The sequence below is a fragment of the Caballeronia sp. LP006 genome, assembly GCF_031450995.1.
Taxonomy (GTDB): Bacteria; Pseudomonadota; Gammaproteobacteria; order Burkholderiales; family Burkholderiaceae; genus Caballeronia.
Genome location: NZ_JARTVW010000004.1, coordinates 343,209 through 360,972 on the forward strand (window position 1 = coordinate 343,209; position 17,764 = coordinate 360,972).

Consider the following 17,764-nt stretch of genomic DNA (forward strand, 5'->3'; position numbering starts at 1 on the left):
CGCTTTCGACTTCCGCTTCGACGAGCGTCGCTTCGCTTTCGACGAGCATCGATTCCGTGTCGACAAGTGTTGGATCATTGTCCACAACTGTCGATTCTGTGTCGACTGGCGTCAATTCGCTGTCCACGAGCTTCGACACGCTTTCGGCTTCAGTATCGACGACCACGGGCTCCATCTCGACCAGCGTCGAATCGCTTTCGGCTTCCACTTCGACCTCTGTCAATTCGCTGTCAACCAGCGTCGATACGCTGTCGACATCCACTTCGACCGCAGTCAACTCGCTTTCAACGGCAACCGCGACCAGCGTTAGTTCCCTGTCGACGAGCGTCGATTCGCTTTCGACGTCGGCCTCGACGAGCGTTGCCTTGGTGTCCACGAGCGTCGGCTCGCTTTCGACCTCGGTGGATTCGATTTCGACAAGCGTAAGCACACTGTCCACAGCTGTCGATTCAGTGTCGACGAGTGTCAGCACGCTGTCCACGTCCGTGGATTCGCTTTCGACGTCGACATCGACGAGCGTTGCCTCGCTCTCGACGGGCGTGGACACGCTCTCGACCTCCACCTCTACGGCAGTCGCCTCGCTCTCCACCGGTGTCGATACGCTTTCCACTTCGATGTCCACGACGGTCGGGTCGCTTTCAACAGGTATCGACACACTGTCGGGATCGACGTCGACATCGGTGGCGTCGCTTTCCACCGGTCTCGCGAACGCCGTCCAGTATGACAACGCGGCCCACGACTCGGTCACGTTCGGCAACGCCGGCACGCCCGTGAAGCTTCACAACGTTGAGGACGGCGTTGTAGCAGCAGACAGCAAGGACGCGGTCAACGGTGGTCAGTTGTACAACTTGTCGTCATCCGTGTCGACGGGCATGACCTCGCTTTCGACCAACATCGACGGCATTTCGACCAGCGTCACGTCGCTGTCGACGAGCGTCGATTCAATCTCGACGGGCATGACCTCGCTCTCGACCGGCGTCGCCAACTCGGTTCAATACGACGACGCTAACCACACATCGGTTCGCTTGGGCGACACCGGCGCCGCCCCGGTCAAGCTGACGAACGTTGCCGATGGCGAAGTGGCTGCGGGCAGCAATGAAGCGGTGAACGGCGGGCAGTTGTTTACGCTCTCGACATCGGTGTCGACGAGCATGACGTCGCTTTCGACCGGCATTGCCAACGCGGTCCAATATGACGACGGCGACCACAAGACGGTCACGCTGGGCAATGTGGGTACGCCAGTCAAAATCAAGAACGTGGACGCAGGTGAAGTGAGCGCGGACAGCCTTGAAGCGGTGAATGGCAGCCAACTCTACAAAACTGCATCGAGCACGGCCGACGCCCTCGGCGGCGGTTCGACGGTAAATCAGGACGGCACCATCACTAAGCCGACGTACACGTTCCAGGACGGTAATACCTTCAACAACGTCGGCGACGCCCTTACCAATCTCGACGGCCGCGTCACGCAGAACACGACCGACATCTCGACGATCAACGAGACGCTCAACAACATCAACACGGGCGGCGGCATCAAGTACTTCCACGCCAATTCGGTGCTGGAAGACTCCCAGGCCACGGGTGCGGAATCAGTGGCGATCGGCGGCAATGCTCAGGCTATCGCGAACAACTCGGTGGCGCTCGGCTCGAACTCGCTGGCGGATCGTGCAAACACCGTGTCGGTCGGATCGAAGGGCGCGGAACGTCAGATCACCAACGTGGCAGCCGGTACGCAGGATACCGATGCCGTCAACGTCTCGCAGTTGAAGGGCGCCGGTCTCATTAATGGAGATGGCACGACCAATACTTCCGTGACCTATGACCACAACGCGGACGGGTCGACCAACTACTCGAGCATCACGCTCGGCAACAACGTCGCAGGCGGCACGACAATCCACAACGTTGCTGCGGGCGTTGCGAGCGACGACGCGGTCAACGTCGACCAGATGAATGCCGCAATCGATCGCGTGACGAACATCGCCATGAGCGGTGGCAACCCAATGTTCGCCGCGCAAGGCGATGTCAACACTGAAGTCGCTAGCGCGACAGGCGTGCATTCCGTTGCCATGGGCGCGAATGCCAGCGCTACTGCGGACAATTCCGTCGCGCTCGGGGCTAACTCAGTGGCGGATCGAGTAAATACGGTTTCGGTCGGGTCTGCGGGTAACGAACGTCAGATCACGAACGTCGCGGCGGGCACGCAGAGTACCGATGCGGTCAATGTGAGTCAGTTGAATCTCGCTTCCACACAGGCGCAGAACTATACCGACTCGCGTATCGCGGGCGTGCAAGGCCAGATCAACAACATGGCGAAAGCGGCTTATGGCGGTATCGCAGCCGCGATGGCTTCCGCCGGACTGCCGCAGCCTACCGCTCCGGGCAAGACCATGGTCGCGTTGGCCGGCGCACGTTACGCCGGGGCCTCCGGCGCGGCACTCGGCATCTCTCATGTTACGCAAGACGAGAGCTGGGTAATCAAGGCTTCCGGCAATACAAGCAGTTCCGGAAATGTCGGCTTCACCATCGGAGCGGGGCATCAGTGGTAACGCCCGGTGCGTGAAGTGAAGTGAAGCGAAGTGAAGTGAAGTGAAGTGAAGAAGGCCGACGCAGCATGGCGTGCGTCGGCCTTCACGCGTTATCGCGGCAACGCAAAAATTTGCCTTACAATCGTTCCCTACTCTGACAAGCACGTCCAGCGTACACATGAACGAGCGTAAATCGCATGGTCTCGCCGACCGAATCTACAGCGATATCCTCAATAGCATCATGGAAGGCGAGTTCAAGGAAGGCGATCGTCTTCTGACAGAACACGCCCTTGCCGAACGCTTTGCGACCTCGCGCCCGACCGTGCGCGAGGCGTTGGCGCGACTGCGCGCGGACGGCATCATCGTCACGCGGCGCGGATCGGGCACCACTGTCGGTCGTCGTCCAGACCCGGATGTGCGGCGCTTCGCTCCGTTAGAAACGCTGTCAGACATTCGCCGATGCTACGAATTTCGCGTAGTCACGGAGGCAGGCGCAGCCGAGCTTGCCGCGCTTAAGGCGGATGACGACGACATCCGCGCCATCGAAGCCGCCTGGGAACAACTCGAACGGGTGGTGGAGGCGCAAGAAGGCATTGGCGCGAAAGACGACTTCGCGTTCCATCTTGCGGTCGCAAAGGCATCGAAGAATCAGTTCTTCATCACGGTGCTCTCGTTTATCGAGGAGCAGATTGTTTTCAGCATGAACCTGTCGCGAAACCTGTCGCTCGTGAAAACAGTCGAGCGGCAGCGTCTCGTCCAGCGCGAGCATCTGGATGTGCTCGATGCGATTCGTGCTCGCGATTCGTCACGAGCCGGCGAAGCTATGAAGTCGCATCTCGAAAATGCGCTGAATCGGATGTTCGGCAGTTAGGCGTAGATGTCATACGACCGTATCGATAGGTTAAAGGGGAAACCCTAGTTAACAGAAAAGTTGTTTGACAACTTTGGGGTGCCTTGCTACTTTCGATCGTTCCAGACGACTACCGCGAGGCGCCGTGAACATCCAACCGATTACCGTAAGCGAGTTTTCCGAGTCCGTCATGGCCGTGCCGCCGCTCGCACGAAATGTCGATTACTCGTTGAATCCTCATGCAAACCGCAAGTTGGTCGAGCATATAGAAGCGGGCGGCGTGCGCACGCTCCTATACGGCGGCAATGCGAATCTTTATCACGTTGCCGTGAGCGAGTACCGCGAGTTGCTTGACATGCTTGCCGAGATTGCGGGGCAAGAGACGCGCGTAATTCCCGCCATCGGTCCGGACTACGGAAAAATGCTCGACCAGGCGCACATTCTTTCGCAGACGGACTTCCGTACCGCGATGGTGCTCCCGCTTGCCGGATTCACGACGCCACAGGGCGTGGCGACGGGCCTCAAGCGCCTGGTCGATGCAGCCGGCATGCCGTTCACGCTATATATCAAGAGCGAAGATTATGTCGATGTCGATACGCTCGCCGCACTCATCGATGACGGTACGTTGCTGGCCGTCAAGTACGCGATTGTGCGTGCCGATCCCGCCGTCGATCCGTATCTGCTCCGCCTGCTGCAAAGCGTTCCGGCCGCGAAAGTCGTGTCCGGTATGGGCGAGCGCCCGGCGATCACCCACGTGCGTGAATTCGGACTCGCTGCGTGGACAACGGGCTCGGGCTGCATCGCGCCTAACGCGGTGACGGCGTTGCTGCACGCCGTGAAAACCGGTCGCATGGACGAGGCTCGCCAGCTTTATAACCGCTTCCTCCCGCTCGAAACCCTACGCGACGAAATCTCGCTCATCCGCGTCCTGCATGACGCCGTGACGCTCTCGGGCATCGCGGATATGGGGCCGCTTCTGCCGCTCCTGAGCGGCTCGCCCGAAGCGGAGTTGCCTGCCATCGCGAAGGAAGCGCGCGACCTCGTTGGAATGGACCGCGCCATCGCTTGAGTGCGTAATGCGGCGCCTTCACGGGAAACGCCAGTTAAAAGCGGTTAAACAAGTCGCTCGGGGTATATCCCGAGAGCGCGCAGCAAACATCGGCAGACAAAGCGTCAACGCCTGTTTGACCCGGTTGGGAAACAAGATCTGCTCCCGTCGATTTGCTTGACATACGATGATCGCGTTAGCTATTTTTCAACTTCCGAAGTAAAAGGAAGCATTGCGCGGCTGCGCTGCAACGTGCGGAATCGCGAAGTATCGAAAAATCAGAGCAAGCAAACCCAGGCCGGGCACCAATAAAACAACCGGCCTTGCGAAAGACGTGAGGAGACGAAATGGCTTTCAAGGCAGGACTGTCAGTGAAACTGGCGGCGGTATGCGTCGCCGTCAGCGCGACATTTGCGGCGGGCGGGGCGAATGCGGCCGATCCGGTATCGATCAACATCGTCGACGTTGCGGGCAATCTTCAACTGACGCAGAAGGGGTTCGAAGCCTTCAAGGCGAAGTATCCCGATCTCGTTTCCAGCATCACCTTCACGAACGCGCCCGCGCCGCAGTTGCCGGGCAAGATCAAGGCGATGCAGGGCGCGGGCCGCTCGGACATCGACCTCGTCGTGACGGGCACGGATGCGCTCGCGGCCGGCATCCAGCAAGGTCTGTGGGAAAAGCTGCTGCCCGATAACGCCAAGGCGTTCCCCGGTGTGCTCGACAAGTACGCACCGGGTCCGCGCAAGATGCAGGACATCGCGCAAGGTTACGGCCTGGAAGTCACCTACATGCCCGCGGGTCCGCTGCTCGAATACAACCCCGCAAAGGTCACCGACGTGCCGAAAACGCCGGATCAACTGCTCGCGTGGTGCAAGGCGCATCCGAACAAGCTGATCTACGCGCGCCCGGCGAATTCCGGTCCCGGCCGTACCTTCCTCATGGGTCTGCCGTATGTGCTCGGCGACAAGGACCCGACCGATCCGGTCAACGGCTGGGACAAGACCTGGGCCTTCCTCAAGCAACTGAACGACTGCATTCCCTACTATCCGGGCGGCACGTCGGCGGTGATGAAGGAACTGGGCGAGGGCACGCGTGACATGACCGTGACCGTGACGGGCTGGGACATCAACCCGCGCGCGCTCGGCATCGTGCCGGCGGAATTCAAGGTGCAAGCCTTCGACAACATGACCTGGGTGAACGACGCCCACTACATGGTGATCCCGAAGGGCGTGCCCAAGGAAAAGCTCGACGTGCTTTACAAGCTGATGAACTTCATGCTCGAGCCCGCGCAGCAGGCGCTGACTTACGACGACGGCTATTTCTATCCCGGCCCCGCCGTGAAGGACGTGCCGCTGTCGGCCGCACCCGCCAAGAGCCAGGAAGTGATTCAGAAGTTTGGCCGGCCGGAATACGCGAAGTTGCTTGCCGACCGTCCGCATGTCGTGCCGCTCAACGCGCAGGCGATGGTCGCCGCGTTCCAGAAATGGGACCGTGAAATCGGCGCGGCGAAGACGAAGTAAGCATCGACGCCAGGCATCGATACCGCGTCATTGATAAAGCGGCGGCGCTCCTCATCGGACGCCGCCGCTTCGCACAAGGGTTTCGCCATGAAGCATGATTTTGAGCAGTTGCGTCTCGACTCGGTCTCGCGCAGTTTCACCAATGCGGAAGGGCAGCAGCTCGCCGCGCTGAAAGGACTCGACCTGAACATCCAGCGCGGCGAGTTCATCGCGCTGCTCGGGCCTTCGGGTTGCGGCAAGTCGACGGCGCTGAACTGCATCGCCGGTTTGCAGCCTTTGACGGGCGGCGGCATCTGGCTGGACGACAAGCGTATCGACGTGTTGCCGCCCGAGAAGCGCGGCTTCGGCATGGTGTTTCAGAACTACGCGCTGTTTCCGCATATGTCGGTGCTGGATAACGTCGGCTTCGGCCTGAAGATGCGCGGCGTCGCGAAGGCGGAAGCCACCAAGCGCGCCAAGGCCGCATTGAATCTCGTGCAACTGATCGGGCACGACGCAAAGTTGCCCGGCCAGTTGTCAGGCGGCCAGCAGCAGCGCGTGGCGATTGCGCGCGCAATCGTGATCGAGCCGCCGCTCGTCCTGATGGACGAGCCCTTGTCCAATCTCGACACCAAGTTGCGGATCGAGATGCGCGCGGAAATCCGCCGCATTCACGGCAAGCTCGAACGCGCCACCATCTACGTGACGCACGATCAGGACGAAGCGCTGTCGATGGCCGACCGCATCGTCGTGATGAAAGAGGGGTCGGTGCAGCAAGTGGCCGCGCCGAAGGAAGTGTATTCGCGGCCGAAGAACCTGCATGTCGCGCGCTTCATGGGCTTTCGCAATGTCGTGCCGTTCACGCTCGAAGGCACGCAGGGCGAATCCGTCGCGGTCACCGCGAACGGCGTGCGTTTGCTCGGCATGCCGATGGAAGGCTTCGACAGCAAGAACGTCAGCGTCGCGCTGCGGCCCGAAGACATGGAACGCGCCGCGCCCGGCGAGCCAAACGCGTTCGACGCGCTCGTCGAGATCGTCGAATACGGCGGCCGCGATTCGCTCGTCATCGTGAACACGGCGTTCGGCAAGCTGTGGGCGCGCATTGCGGGCGAGTACAGCGAAGGCGAACGCATCACGTTGCGCGTTGCGCCTTCGAAGACGCTCGTGTACGGAGAAGACAAATGATCGCCACGCTTCCCGCTCAGCGCGATCCGAAGGGTTGGCTCGTCGCGCCGGCGCTGATTTTCATCGTCGCGCTCTTCATCTATCCGTTCGCCTACGGTCTCATGCTGTCGTTCAATCCGATGAACGGCGGCAGCGCGTGGGCCAACTACATCACGTTCTTCACCGATACGTCGATGTGGCCGACGATCATCGTTACGCTCAAGCTCGCGGTGCCGGCGACGCTCATCAACGTCGGCGTCTCGGTGCCGGTCGCATTTGCGTTGCGGCGCTCGTCGCCGTATCAGAAATTCGCTACCACGCTGCTCGTCATTCCGGTGACGCTCGGCACCGTGCTGATCGCGGATGGCATGCTGACGTACTTCAGCCCGAACGGCTGGTTCCCGCAAGCCGTGCAGGCGTTGCATCTTTATGGCGATGAAGTCCGGCTCACGCATAACTACTGGGGCGTGCTGATTTCGCTCATCGTGTCGGGCTTTCCGTTTGCGTTTTTGCTGACGCTTTCGTATGTGACGGGCATCGACCCGACGCTTGCGCGCGCGGCCGCCACGCTCGGCGCAAGTCCGTGGCAACAGTTCCGGCAGATCTACTTTCCGCTGTTGCTTCCCGGTCTCACGATGACCGCGTGCCTCTCGTTCGTGCAGGCGTTCTCGGTGTTTCCGTCGGCGGTGCTGCTCGGCGCGCCCGCGGGTCCCACGCGCGTGATCTCGATCGCCGCATCCGAAGCGGCGTTCGAGACTTACGATTACTCGCTGGCATCGACCATCGCCCTCGTCATGGGCTTCGTGCAGTTGCTCGTGGTGGGCGGCATGCTCGGCGCGCGGCGCTTCTTCTATACCGGTCCTGTCACCGGAGGGAAGGGATAATGGCTACCGACAATCGCGCGGCCCAGAACTGGCCGGCCGCCACCCTCGGCGAAGGATCGAAGCCAGGCAAGAACATGAAACAACGCGCGAGCTTGCCCGACCGGTTGTGGAAAGCCCTCGTCTGGGCGACGATGGGTTTCTTCCTCTTGAACGTGCTGCTGCTGATTGCGACCGTCGCGGTGAATTCGGTCGCGACGCGCTGGTTCGGCACGCTCTTGCCGCAAGGTTTCACGCTGCACTGGTACGCGCAGGCGTGGAGCGACTTTCAATTGTCGAGTGTGCTGCTCGTCACGATGGAAGTGGTGGGCGCGGTCGTGCTGCTGTCCATCGTGCTGGGTGTGCCCGCTGCGTATGCGCTTGCGCGCGTGCAGTTTCCCGGCAAGCGCTTTGCCATGCTCGTGTTTCTGCTGCCGCTGATGGTGCCGCCCGTCACCTACGGCATTCCGATGGCCACCGTGATGTACAAGTTCCATCTCGCCGGCACGCTCACGGGCGTGATCCTCGCGAATCTGGTGCCCGCGCTGCCGTTCGTGATTCTGGTGATGACGCCATTCATCGAGCAGATCGATCCGAATCTGGAATCGGCGGCGCGCATCTTCGGGGCGAACACGACGCGTTACTTTCGCTATGTTTTGCTGCCGCTGCTCGTGCCGGGCATGCTCGCGGCCGGTTTGCTTGTGCTCGTGCGCACCATCGGCATGTTCGAGTTGACGTTCTTCACGGCGGGACCGACCACGCAGACGCTCGTCGTCGCGCTCTACTACGCGGTGTTTTCGACAGGCGTGCGAGCGCCGCAATCCATCGACGCCATGGCGATGATCTACATGGCGATCACGCTGATCTGGGTGCTGATCGCGCTGCAGTTCGTGAGTCCGACGCAACTGGTTTCGCGCGTGAAGGAGCAGCGGCAGTGATGGGACCGCGTGATGTCGTGGCGCTCGCGGCCGAGCCGCGTCTGACGATTGCGAGCGGGCCGCATGTCATCGAAGTGGCGCCGTCGGCGGGCGGGCGCATCACGCGCTTCGCCACCGAATTCGCCGGCGGTCTGCAAGACTGGCTCGTGCCGATCACGCTTTCAGGCTGGCCCGCCGATACCTGGCCGAAAGGCGGCAGCTATCCGCTCGTGCCGTTTTCGAATCGCGTGCGCGATGCGCGCTTTCCGGCACCGGATGGCGAGCGTGTCGAGTTGTCGACGTTTCCGGGCATGGCGCACGCGCTGCATGGCTTCGGGCAATACGCGGCGTGGCAGGTCGAGCGCCATGACGCGGATTGCATCGTGATGCGTTATGTGCATCGCGAGGACGAGCATGGCTGGCCGTGGCCGTTCGAAGCGGAGCAGGTCATCCAGGCGAACGCCGAGGGTGCGCGGCTGTCGATGCGCGTGTTGAACCGTTCCGCGCGGCCGATGCCGGTAGGCATGGGTTTTCATCCGTATTTCGCGGCGCAGGAAGCCGAACTGGATGCGAGTATCGACTGGCGGCATGAAGGCGAGATTGCGGTCGAGCCATCGGGGGAAGCGCCGGCGCGCCGGCATCGACGAGAAGAGGAAGGGTACACGCGCTATCTGAGCGGATGGAGCGGCCGCGCGACGCTAAATTTCGCCGACGGCCGCACGCTTTCGCTCGACGCCGGCGACACGCTCGATCACGTCGTCGTGCACTGCCCGGCCGGTGCGGGCTATCTGTGCGTCGAGCCCGTGTCGCACGTGAGCGATGGTTTCAATCTCGACGCACGGGGCTTGCGCGGGACGGGCGTCGCCGTCATGGCGCCAGGTAGTGAAAAAGCGGTGTCGCTCGTGATGGCAACCGGCGTGAGCCGGGACGAACGCCCGGCCGGCGCCGGCGCCTGACGCGCGCCGCCACGGCGTGCCGCATGCGCGATGCATTGGCCGGCAACACGCCCCCGGCTAAAAGGCAAGCATCCCTGTTCATGCGGCACCTCCCGTTTCGAGCGTCAACGTGTGGCCGGCGCGGAGAAAAATGCCTCGACCATTTCGACGATGCGCCATGTCGAACACGGTCTGCGGCAATGCGCGTCGAAGCCGGCTTCCTTCAGCGTCTGGACCGGATCGGCGGGTAAAACGTTGCTGAGGGCGACGAGCAGCCGCCCGGTGACATCGACATCCATGCGCAGCGTGCGGATAAAAACGTAGCCGGACTCACTGTCCAGACTCGTATCGACGATAAGCGCCTGCGGCTTCCAGCTATTCACGAGCGCGCGCACCGACTTGAGATCCTGCGACAGAATGACCTGCAGGCCCTTCAGGCGAAGCTGTACGGCGAGCGATTCACCGATCGATTTATCCTTATGAGCCACCAGCACGCGCCGAGGCGCATCGCCCGTGTGAACCCGCTTCATTCGCCACAACGCGAACTCCCGTTCGTTGTTGGCTTGACTGCTTGACATCTCATCCTCCCGGTCTTGGTTGATCTCTTGGTTGATTCGATGCCGAGCATTTTTGACCGGCCGTGCTTTGTCCAACACCCGGCACGGGTAGGGGGTTCAGGGGATTTTGGGAGACTGCCGAATGTATCCCTGCGAAGGGAGGGTGGAAGTCAATCAGCGAACGCGTAATATCGGAACCGTTCTCGGAGCTTTGCAATGGAAAACGGTTATTTCAAAAATGTATTGCTGGTAGAGGACGAAGGGCTGACCAGGAGCGCGATGAAAAGTCTCATCCTGGCGAACGAGCCTTTGCTTGAAATCGACGAAGCGGACGGTTTCGAGCAGGCTAAGGCCAAGTTGTCGGCCAACTCGTATGACCTGATGTTTCTCGACTACCACTTGCGCGGTCAGACCACGGGTATGGATTTGCTCAACTGGATCCGCGAGGAAGATCGCGAAATTCAGACGGTCATGCTTTCAGCCCAGGACGACCGCGATACGGTGCTCGAGTGCATCAAGAACGGCGCGTGCGGATTCATTTCCAAGGGTAGCGAACAGGGCGCGGGCGTGTTTCGCGAGGCGCTCAAGACAATCCTGAACGGCCGCGTCTATCTGCCGAACACGGTACTCGGCAAGGGCGGTCATAGTCCGCGTCCGGTCACGCCTCACGCTGGGATTACCGTCGAATCGCTGGACTTGCCGCCACGGCTTACCGAAACCTTGCGGTATCTGCTGCAGGGGTTATCGAATAAGGCGATTGCGCGGAAGATGAATATCAGCGAAAACACGGCGAAGGAGTATTCCAGCGACTTGCTGGCGCGCTTTCACGTCACGCGGCGCACGTTCCTCATCGTGGAAATGGCGCGGCGAGGAATCGAGATGCCGATGAGCAATACGTCGTCGGCTTCCTGAGACGGTTCTCTGCCAATACTGCGCGGGCGCACCGAGAGGGCGTCCGCGTTGTCGTTTAAGTTTAGGAAAATCCGTCGCAAAAGCGCCGCGTCCCCACTTCTCAAAATTCGGACGAATCCGACGACGGTGTTAAGGTAGAGCCCGTTTATTTCAAGACGGGAATCTGCAGGTGAATAGCGGTTCGAGATTCAGCACACTCCGGCGCGGCGGCGCAGCTTACGCGGTAGCGATGGCGCTGGCCTTGACACTTGGCGCTTGCGCGCCCCTTCCGCAACAGGCCGATGCCGATGCGGCCGCCGCGGCATCTGCCGCGTCCGCGACTCAGGCAGCACAGGCGGCGCGTGCTGCCGCCAAGCCCGTGGCACCGTCCCCGCCGGGCGAGCAGCGTATCGTGATCGGCGGCACGAACGGTTTCCACACGACCGTGAAGACCACGCCGCCCTCGCAAGTCTGCGATACCGACGCTTTCGCCGACGGCGTGCGCTACGGCTACGCGCTCACCTGGAATCGGCTCATCGCTGAGGCGGCGCGCAGCGGTGGCCGCGTCGACAAGCGCAAATTCGATGCATCCGCCGTGCACTCGCAGGACGATCAGTACAAGATCCAGTGGGACGGCAAGGAGCGCACGAACGCGTGCGCGTCGGATGGCTATCTGATTGGACGCATCGTCGGCACGCACCTCGCAGGCTTGAATCTGCGCGACGGCAAGCCGTCTTGAACGCCTTCTAGTTGCTTAGTCGCAAAGGTGGGCCGCAGTCACATAGCGGCTCGCGACCGCGATATCCCCGTAAATCGTGTAGCCGGTGCCGCCCGCGGATTGTTGCGCGACGGCCAGCACGGTCGATGCACCGCCTTTTCCCGCCACCGAAACCGCTTCGGTATCCGCGCTCAGCGAGTATTCGCGTACGCGCCCGCCAATCGGCATCCATCTGGCCTTGGCGCATTCCACGAAGTCGTAGGGCGCGCGCTGCGAAGTGCCGGAACCGATCGGCACGGTCTTGATGAGGGCGTCGTCCGTGCTTGCGCAGGATGCGAGGACGAGAGCAAAACACGTTGCTGCACAGGTTGTGACAATTTTTCTCATAATTCCGATGACTTTCTCTGCAGTATCCGCTTAATCTGCGCCCCGTGCGCCGCAACTGGCGTGCCGATGCGGTGGCCGTCGATCGTAACCGCAAGGCTGACGAACCGTAAACCCGCCAGTTCTTGCTATTCGAGCACGGTCGGCCGCTTGCAAAACCGCTCCAGCTTACGATTTCCACGTTCTTACCCGTGGTTGTCCCAATATTAGTCAAGTTGGGTCAACCGTCGCCGTTATACAGGCGTTTCTCGCTCTGAAGCCTTTTGTATGGCGCGAGCACGGGCGGCAAGTGTAGACGAGCCGAACGAGCGCTGCGACCGCGCAAGGTTGCGCGGTTCCCGATAACGATGATCAGCGCTCGCGCCGGGCAGTATCCCTGCCCACGCGAGCGCGGGCAAGTTCCAAAGAACGCATGTCTCGCAGAAAGTTGTTCTCCCGGCTTCGCGCCACGTCGATGCCCGCTCGTTTCAGCGGCATCGTTTCCGATCCTCAGCGGCTCGCCGCGCCTGCGCTAACGGTAATCGTCGGCGTGTTGCTGCTCGTGGTCTTCGAGCATCTTTCGCGCGCGGTCAATTATCAGTCGGTGATGCACGCGCTGCGAGCGACGACGCCGCAGGCATGGCTCGCGGCGCTTTGCGCGACCGCGCTCAGTTTCGCCGCGCTCGTGGGACGCGACGCCGTCGGTTTGCGGCACATTGGCGTGAGCGTGCCGCGTTCGCTTCTGTGGGTCGGCGCGACGGTGGGATCGGCGCTTGGCAACGTGACCGGCTTCGGCGCGCTGACGGGTGGCGCCGTGCGCTGCCGCGTGTACGGCGCGGCCGATGTCACGCCGGCTCAGGTTGGCCGCCTTTCCGTCTTCACGGGCGTCACGCTCGCTTTGTCGCTCGCCTTCATGGCTGCGGCCGGCATGCTGTTCTCGGCGGGCACGCTTGCCGGCATGATGCATCTTTCGCCGACGATCCTGCAGATCATCGGCGCCGCGCTGCTCGCCGTGTTCGTCGCGATGCTCGTCTTTTGCGGCCGCGCGCCGCGCACCTTGCAGTCGCGCTGGAAGTGGCTCGCGTTCACGGTGCCGTCGCGCCGCGATTTCTTGGCGCAAACGGCGCTTGCCGTCGTCGATGTGTTCGGCGCCGGTCTCGCACTGTGGGCGCTGTTGCCGGGCGCGCAGGTCGGCTTCGGCGAATTTATGACGGTGTTTTCGGCGGCCATGTTGCTCGGCATGATCGGTCATACGCCGGGCGGCGTGGGCGTATTCGAAGCGGCGATGGTCTTCGCGCTCGGCAGCAGCGCCCGGACGCCGGACGTGCTCGCCGCGTTGCTCGCGTATCGTGCGATCTACTTCGGCCTGCCGCTGATCCTCTCCGCCGGTGTGATGACCGCGTTCGAAGGCCGCGCGCTCAAGGGCCGGTTCGGCTTCCTGCGTCCGAGCCGCGTTTCGCAACTCGCGCCGCTCTTTCTGTCGATCGTGACCTTCGCGGCTGGCTCCATGCTCGTCATCTCCGGCGCCACGCCCGCCTTCAAGATCCGCATTGCGTTCTTGCAGACCGTGCTGCCGCTGTGGGTGCTGGAGAGTTCGCAGCTGCTCGGCAGCGTGCTCGGCGTGCTCCTGTTGTTCGTCGCGCGCGGCCTGATGCGCCGTCTCGATGCGGCGTGGTGGCTCGCGCTCATGCTCGCGGTGGCGAATCTGGCGCTGTCGCTCGCAAAGGGTCTCGCGTTCGTCGAGGCAGGCGTGCTCGCGGTCCTGATCCTCCTGCTCGTCGCGACGCGCGAGCGGTTCAACCGCCGCTCGTCGCTGTTCGCCGAGCGCTTTACGGCGACGTGGCTGTTTTCTATCGGCATGGTGATCGCGGTTGCCGTGTGGATCATGTTCTTCGCTTTCCGCGACGTCGCCTACAACACCGATCTCTGGTGGCAGTTCGCTTTCGACGACCGCGCGCCTCGCGCCTTGCGTGCAACGCTCGCAGCGGGCGTGTTCGCGTCGGCGTTCGCGGTGTGGCAACTGCTGCGTCCGGCGGCAGGCCGTTTCGAGAAACCCGCGCCGCAAGATCTCGCCGATGCCGCGCGCATCTTCCGCGCGCAGGAGCGCAGCGACGCCGGTCTCGCGATGATGGGCGACAAGAGCTTCCTCTTCTCCGAGTCGCGCCAGGCTTTCCTGATGTACGCGAAACACGGCCGCACGTGGGCCGCGCTGCACGATCCGGTCGGGCCGCGCCACGAGTGGGCCGCGTTGATCCGTCAATTCGTCGCGCTCGCGCATTCGCACAACGGCCGCGCGGCGTTCTACCAGGTGCGCGCCGATGCCTTGCCGCTCTATCTCGACGCCGGCCTCACGCTGATGAAGCTCGGCGAGGAAGCGCACGTCGCGTTGTCGGAATTCGATCTGAAGGGCTCGCATCGGTCGCATCTGCGTTATGCGTTGAAGCGCGGCGAACGTGATGGCTTCGATACCGAAGTGATCGATCCGTCGCGTGTCGCCGAATGCATGCCGATGCTGCGCACCATCTCCGACGACTGGCTCGACAGCCGTTCCGCGCGCGAAAAAAGCTTCTCGGTGGCGGCGTTCAACGAGGATTATCTGGCGGCGCAGTCCGTGTTGCTCGTGCGTCAGCAAGGCGCGCCGGTCGCCTTCGTCACCTTCATGACGACGGACATGAACACCGAAGCGACCGTCGGCGTGATGCGCCATGTCGCCGAGGCTTCGCCGTACGCGATGGAATATCTCTTCACCAAGCTCGCGCTGCATCTGAAGGAAGCGGGCTTCAAGTCGCTGTCGCTCGGTATCGCGCCGCTGTCGGGGATGGAGCCGACGCCGCTGGCATCGCATTGGCATCGGCTGGCGGGCCTCGTGTGGCGTTTTGGCGGGCGCTTCTACAACTTCCGCGGTCTGCGCGGATTCAAAAGCAAGTTCCAGCCGCGCTGGGAACCGCGTTACCTCGCGGCGTCCGGTTCGGTTGGCGTATTTTTCACTTTGGCGGACCTCTCGCTTCTGGCGGGAGGCTGGCGTTCATGATTTTGAATAGCAAGAAACTGATTGCGGCGGCGCTTGCCGGCATGTCGATGCTGGGCGCGGCTCACGCGGCATCCACGATTTCGGGTGGCACTTATGGCCAGGTCACGCTCACCAAGCCTTCGGGCGACATGACCGGCTTCGTCGTCTTGTTCTCCGAGAAAAGCGGCTGGAATGCGAGCGATCAGCAAGCCGCCGATGCGCTCGCCGCGAAAGGCGCGATGGTCGTCGGCGTCGATACGCCGCGCTACGCCGCCCGCCTGACCGCGGAAAAAGAGAAGTGCCACAACCTCGTCGGCGACGCCGAGAGCATGAGCCATCAGCTCGAACGCACGGTGCAGGCGAGCCACTATTACTCGCCTATTTTCGCGGGCACGGGCCAAGGCGCGATTCTCGCCGAGCAGGCGCTCAAGCAGGCGCCGGACAATACGGTTGCGGGCGCGATATCGCTTGCGCCGGATACTCAACTCGACGCGCGCTTTAATCCGTGTCCACCCGACCCGACCATCATCCACGCGAAGGGTTTGCCGGGCTTCATGGCGCGCGATGCGGTGCAGCCGGGCCGCAGCAAATCCGATGCGATCGTCGCGATGGCGGCGCCGCATCTGAAGAAGGCGGAAGTCGCGGGCGAGCATGACGTGTCCGATCTGCCGCTCATCGAGTTGCGCGCCGCGCAGCCGACGGATTTGCTTGCCATCGTCATTTCCGGCGATGGCGGCTGGCGCGATCTCGACAAGACGATGGCGCTTGCGCTACAGCGCGATGGCGTGTCGGTGATCGGCATCGATTCGCTGCGCTATTTCTGGAGCGAGAAGTCGCCGCAGCAAACGGCGGCGGATATCGCGCGCGTGGTTCGCACTTACAACGCGCGCTGGCATACGAGCCATGTGGCGCTGGTTGGCTATTCGTTCGGCGCGGATGTCATGCCGTTTGCCTACAACCGTTTGCCGGACGACGTACGCGATCAGGTTTCGTATGTCTCGCTGATGGGTTTTTCGCCGTCGGCGGATTTTCAGATTCGCGTGACGGGCTGGCTCGGCATGCCGGCAAGCGACAAGGCGCTCAAGGTACGGCCCGAACTCAACAAGCTGCCGCCGGCGCTCGTGCAGTGTATCTACGGCGAGAAGGAGGAAGATACGCTGTGTCCGTCGCTGACGAAGACGGGGATCGAGGTGGTGAAGCTGCCAGGCGATCATCATTTCGGCGGCGACTACGATGCCTTGGCGCGGCGCATTCTCGCGGGATGGCGTAAGCAGATCGCGGCGCGAGGAGAGCAGGCGCAGACGGCTTCGCGGTAGGCGGGTCGTTCGAGTTTGGTTTGAAAAGCCGAAGCGCGATGGGTCGCGTTTCGGCTTTTTTGCGTTTGCGGGCTGCGCTCTTGATTAATGCGGGCGCTTCGTTCGAGTTCGTTCGTTGGTGCGGTTCGAGAGTCAGGGCGCAAGGCAAGCGCCAGTTCCCCGAGCGTCGTCGTTCACGATTCAGCGTCATCGTCTACCATGACCGGACCCTACACGCGGAGTCCGGCATGTCTCTCATCGATCATCTCGACCATCTCGTCCTCACCTGCGTCGACGTGGAGGCGACCAAACGCTTTTACGTCGATGTGCTGCAGATGAAGCTCGAAAGCTTCGGCTCGGACCGTCTCGCGTTTCACTTCGGCAATCAGAAAATCAATCTGCACGTGCGCGGTTCCGAATTTGAACCGAAGGCGCATTTGCCGGTGCCGGGCGCGCTCGATCTGTGCTTCATCGCCGCCGTGCCGCTCGACCGGGTGATCGAACGGCTCGCGCAGATGAATGTGCCGATCATCGAAGGTCCGGTCGAACGAACCGGCGCGACGCAAAGATTGCGCTCGGTCTATGTGCGCGATCCGGACTACAACCTGATCGAGATTTCCGAACTCATTTGAGCGGACCGAGATAGTCCAGCTTGCCGATAGGCGCGCCGAGGTGACGCAGGATGTCGTGCGTCGTCACGACATGGAAGTAGAAATTCGGCAGGCCGAAGCCGAACAGATAATCGACGCCCGAAAACGATGGTTCGAAATTGGGAAACTTCATCGTGACGGTGCGCGTTTCGCTGTCGGCCAGTGTCTCTTGCTGGATGCTCTTCAGAAACACGATGGTCTTCGCGATGCGCTCTTGCAAAGTGGCAAAGCTGTCTTCGTTGTCTTCGAAACGCGGAGCTTCCGCGCCTGAAAGACGCGCGGCGGAAAGTTTGGCCGTATCGCTTGCGCGCTGAATCTGCGCGGCGAGCGGCAGCATGTCGGGGGCGAGACGCGCGTTGATTACATCGGCGTGGGTGAGGCCTTTTTCATCGGCGAAGGCGGCGCCTTTTTCCAGCAGGCTGGCGCAGACTTCGAGTCCGCGAATGAACACGGGAATCGACGCGCGATACATCGAGAGTGACATG

At 62.0% G+C, this 17,764-nt stretch carries 16 protein-coding genes; 13 read left to right on the forward strand and 3 right to left on the reverse strand.

Features of this window, described 5'->3' with window-relative positions; all coding sequences use genetic code 11:
• The first annotated feature begins 770 nt into the window (after nt 1-770).
• The 8 genes from P9250_RS11695 (at nt 771) to P9250_RS11730 (ending at nt 9,816) form a co-directional block, all read left to right on the forward strand.
• Nucleotides 771-2,543, forward strand: coding sequence for a YadA family autotransporter adhesin (locus P9250_RS11695; protein ID WP_244828318.1), 1,773 nt, complete (start codon nt 771-773; stop codon nt 2,541-2,543).
• Nucleotides 2,544-2,700: 157 nt separating this feature from the next.
• Nucleotides 2,701-3,393: a FadR/GntR family transcriptional regulator gene (locus tag P9250_RS11700; RefSeq protein WP_244828317.1), complete on the forward strand. Its 693-nt coding sequence runs from the start codon at nt 2,701-2,703 to the stop codon at nt 3,391-3,393.
• Between the two features lie 124 nt (nt 3,394-3,517).
• Nucleotides 3,518-4,441, forward strand: a complete 924-nt coding sequence (locus P9250_RS11705) for a dihydrodipicolinate synthase family protein (RefSeq protein ID WP_409014871.1) — start codon at nt 3,518-3,520, stop codon at nt 4,439-4,441.
• A gap of 326 nt (nt 4,442-4,767) precedes the next feature.
• Nucleotides 4,768-5,940, forward strand: a complete 1,173-nt coding sequence (locus P9250_RS11710; RefSeq protein WP_250493305.1) for an ABC transporter substrate-binding protein — start codon at nt 4,768-4,770, stop codon at nt 5,938-5,940.
• Nucleotides 5,941-6,027: 87 nt separating this feature from the next.
• On the forward strand, nt 6,028-7,104 hold the full coding sequence (locus tag P9250_RS11715) for an ABC transporter ATP-binding protein (RefSeq protein ID WP_244828315.1): 1,077 nt from the start codon (nt 6,028-6,030) through the stop codon (nt 7,102-7,104).
• A complete protein-coding gene (locus P9250_RS11720) occupies nt 7,101-7,967 on the forward strand; it encodes an ABC transporter permease (protein WP_250466860.1) in 867 nt (288 codons plus the stop codon). The genes P9250_RS11715 and P9250_RS11720 overlap by 4 nt, the downstream gene beginning before the upstream one ends.
• The gene (locus P9250_RS11725; RefSeq protein ID WP_250466862.1) at nt 7,967-8,881 is read left to right on the forward strand and encodes an ABC transporter permease; all 915 of its coding nucleotides are present in this window, start codon (nt 7,967-7,969) and stop codon (nt 8,879-8,881) included. The genes P9250_RS11720 and P9250_RS11725 overlap by 1 nt, the downstream gene beginning before the upstream one ends.
• Nucleotides 8,881-9,816, forward strand: coding sequence for an aldose epimerase (locus P9250_RS11730; protein ID WP_310394135.1), 936 nt, complete (start codon nt 8,881-8,883; stop codon nt 9,814-9,816). The genes P9250_RS11725 and P9250_RS11730 overlap by 1 nt, the downstream gene beginning before the upstream one ends.
• A gap of 104 nt (nt 9,817-9,920) precedes the next feature.
• Here P9250_RS11730 and P9250_RS11735 read toward each other — a convergent pair whose 3' ends face one another.
• A complete protein-coding gene (locus P9250_RS11735) occupies nt 9,921-10,448 on the reverse strand; it encodes a histidine kinase (RefSeq protein ID WP_310393130.1) in 528 nt (175 codons plus the stop codon).
• A gap of 120 nt (nt 10,449-10,568) precedes the next feature.
• On the opposite strand from P9250_RS11735, the gene P9250_RS11740 reads away from it, so the two are divergent.
• Entirely contained in the window at nt 10,569-11,264 is a 696-nt protein-coding gene (locus P9250_RS11740) for a response regulator transcription factor (RefSeq protein WP_284503325.1), read from the forward strand.
• 229 nt (nt 11,265-11,493) lie between these two features.
• On the forward strand, nt 11,494-11,982 hold the full coding sequence (locus P9250_RS11745) for a hypothetical protein (RefSeq protein ID WP_310393133.1): 489 nt from the start codon (nt 11,494-11,496) through the stop codon (nt 11,980-11,982).
• Nucleotides 11,983-11,997: 15 nt separating this feature from the next.
• Here the strand turns inward: P9250_RS11745 and P9250_RS11750 are convergent, their stop codons facing one another.
• A complete protein-coding gene (locus P9250_RS11750) occupies nt 11,998-12,258 on the reverse strand; it encodes a hypothetical protein (RefSeq protein ID WP_250466865.1) in 261 nt (86 codons plus the stop codon).
• Between the two features lie 499 nt (nt 12,259-12,757).
• Between P9250_RS11750 and mprF the strand changes: the two genes are divergently transcribed.
• The 3 genes from mprF (at nt 12,758) to P9250_RS11765 (ending at nt 17,261) form a co-directional block, all read left to right on the forward strand.
• A complete protein-coding gene (gene mprF, locus P9250_RS11755; RefSeq protein WP_250509984.1) occupies nt 12,758-15,355 on the forward strand; it encodes a bifunctional lysylphosphatidylglycerol flippase/synthetase MprF in 2,598 nt (865 codons plus the stop codon).
• Nucleotides 15,352-16,650, forward strand: coding sequence for an AcvB/VirJ family lysyl-phosphatidylglycerol hydrolase (locus tag P9250_RS11760; protein ID WP_310393136.1), 1,299 nt, complete (start codon nt 15,352-15,354; stop codon nt 16,648-16,650). The genes mprF and P9250_RS11760 overlap by 4 nt, the downstream gene beginning before the upstream one ends.
• A gap of 227 nt (nt 16,651-16,877) precedes the next feature.
• Nucleotides 16,878-17,261 carry a VOC family protein gene (locus tag P9250_RS11765; protein WP_310393138.1) on the forward strand — a complete coding sequence of 128 codons (384 nt, stop codon included), beginning with the start codon at nt 16,878-16,880 and terminating at the stop codon, nt 17,259-17,261.
• Here P9250_RS11765 and P9250_RS11770 read toward each other — a convergent pair.
• A complete protein-coding gene (locus P9250_RS11770) occupies nt 17,254-17,763 on the reverse strand; it encodes a DUF1993 domain-containing protein (protein WP_310393140.1) in 510 nt (169 codons plus the stop codon). The genes P9250_RS11765 and P9250_RS11770 overlap by 8 nt on opposite strands.
• Between the last annotated feature and the right edge of the window lies 1 nt (nt 17,764).

Coding starts and splice junctions, on each gene's coding strand:
- P9250_RS11700 (WP_244828317.1), top strand. CDS start 2,701: ATGAACGAGCGTAAATCGCATGGTCTCGCCGACCGAATCTACAGCGAT.
- P9250_RS11710 (WP_250493305.1), top strand. CDS start 4,768: ATGGCTTTCAAGGCAGGACTGTCAGTGAAACTGGCGGCGGTATGCGTC.
- P9250_RS11715 (WP_244828315.1), top strand. CDS start 6,028: ATGAAGCATGATTTTGAGCAGTTGCGTCTCGACTCGGTCTCGCGCAGT.
- P9250_RS11720 (WP_250466860.1), top strand. CDS start 7,101: ATGATCGCCACGCTTCCCGCTCAGCGCGATCCGAAGGGTTGGCTCGTC.
- P9250_RS11725 (WP_250466862.1), top strand. CDS start 7,967: ATGGCTACCGACAATCGCGCGGCCCAGAACTGGCCGGCCGCCACCCTC.
- P9250_RS11730 (WP_310394135.1), top strand. CDS start 8,881: ATGGGACCGCGTGATGTCGTGGCGCTCGCGGCCGAGCCGCGTCTGACG.
- P9250_RS11740 (WP_284503325.1), top strand. CDS start 10,569: ATGGAAAACGGTTATTTCAAAAATGTATTGCTGGTAGAGGACGAAGGG.
- P9250_RS11745 (WP_310393133.1), top strand. CDS start 11,494: ATGGCGCTGGCCTTGACACTTGGCGCTTGCGCGCCCCTTCCGCAACAG.
- mprF (WP_250509984.1), top strand. CDS start 12,758: ATGTCTCGCAGAAAGTTGTTCTCCCGGCTTCGCGCCACGTCGATGCCC.
- P9250_RS11760 (WP_310393136.1), top strand. CDS start 15,352: ATGATTTTGAATAGCAAGAAACTGATTGCGGCGGCGCTTGCCGGCATG.
- P9250_RS11765 (WP_310393138.1), top strand. CDS start 16,878: ATGTCTCTCATCGATCATCTCGACCATCTCGTCCTCACCTGCGTCGAC.
- P9250_RS11770 (WP_310393140.1), bottom strand. CDS start 17,763: ATGTCACTCTCGATGTATCGCGCGTCGATTCCCGTGTTCATTCGCGGA.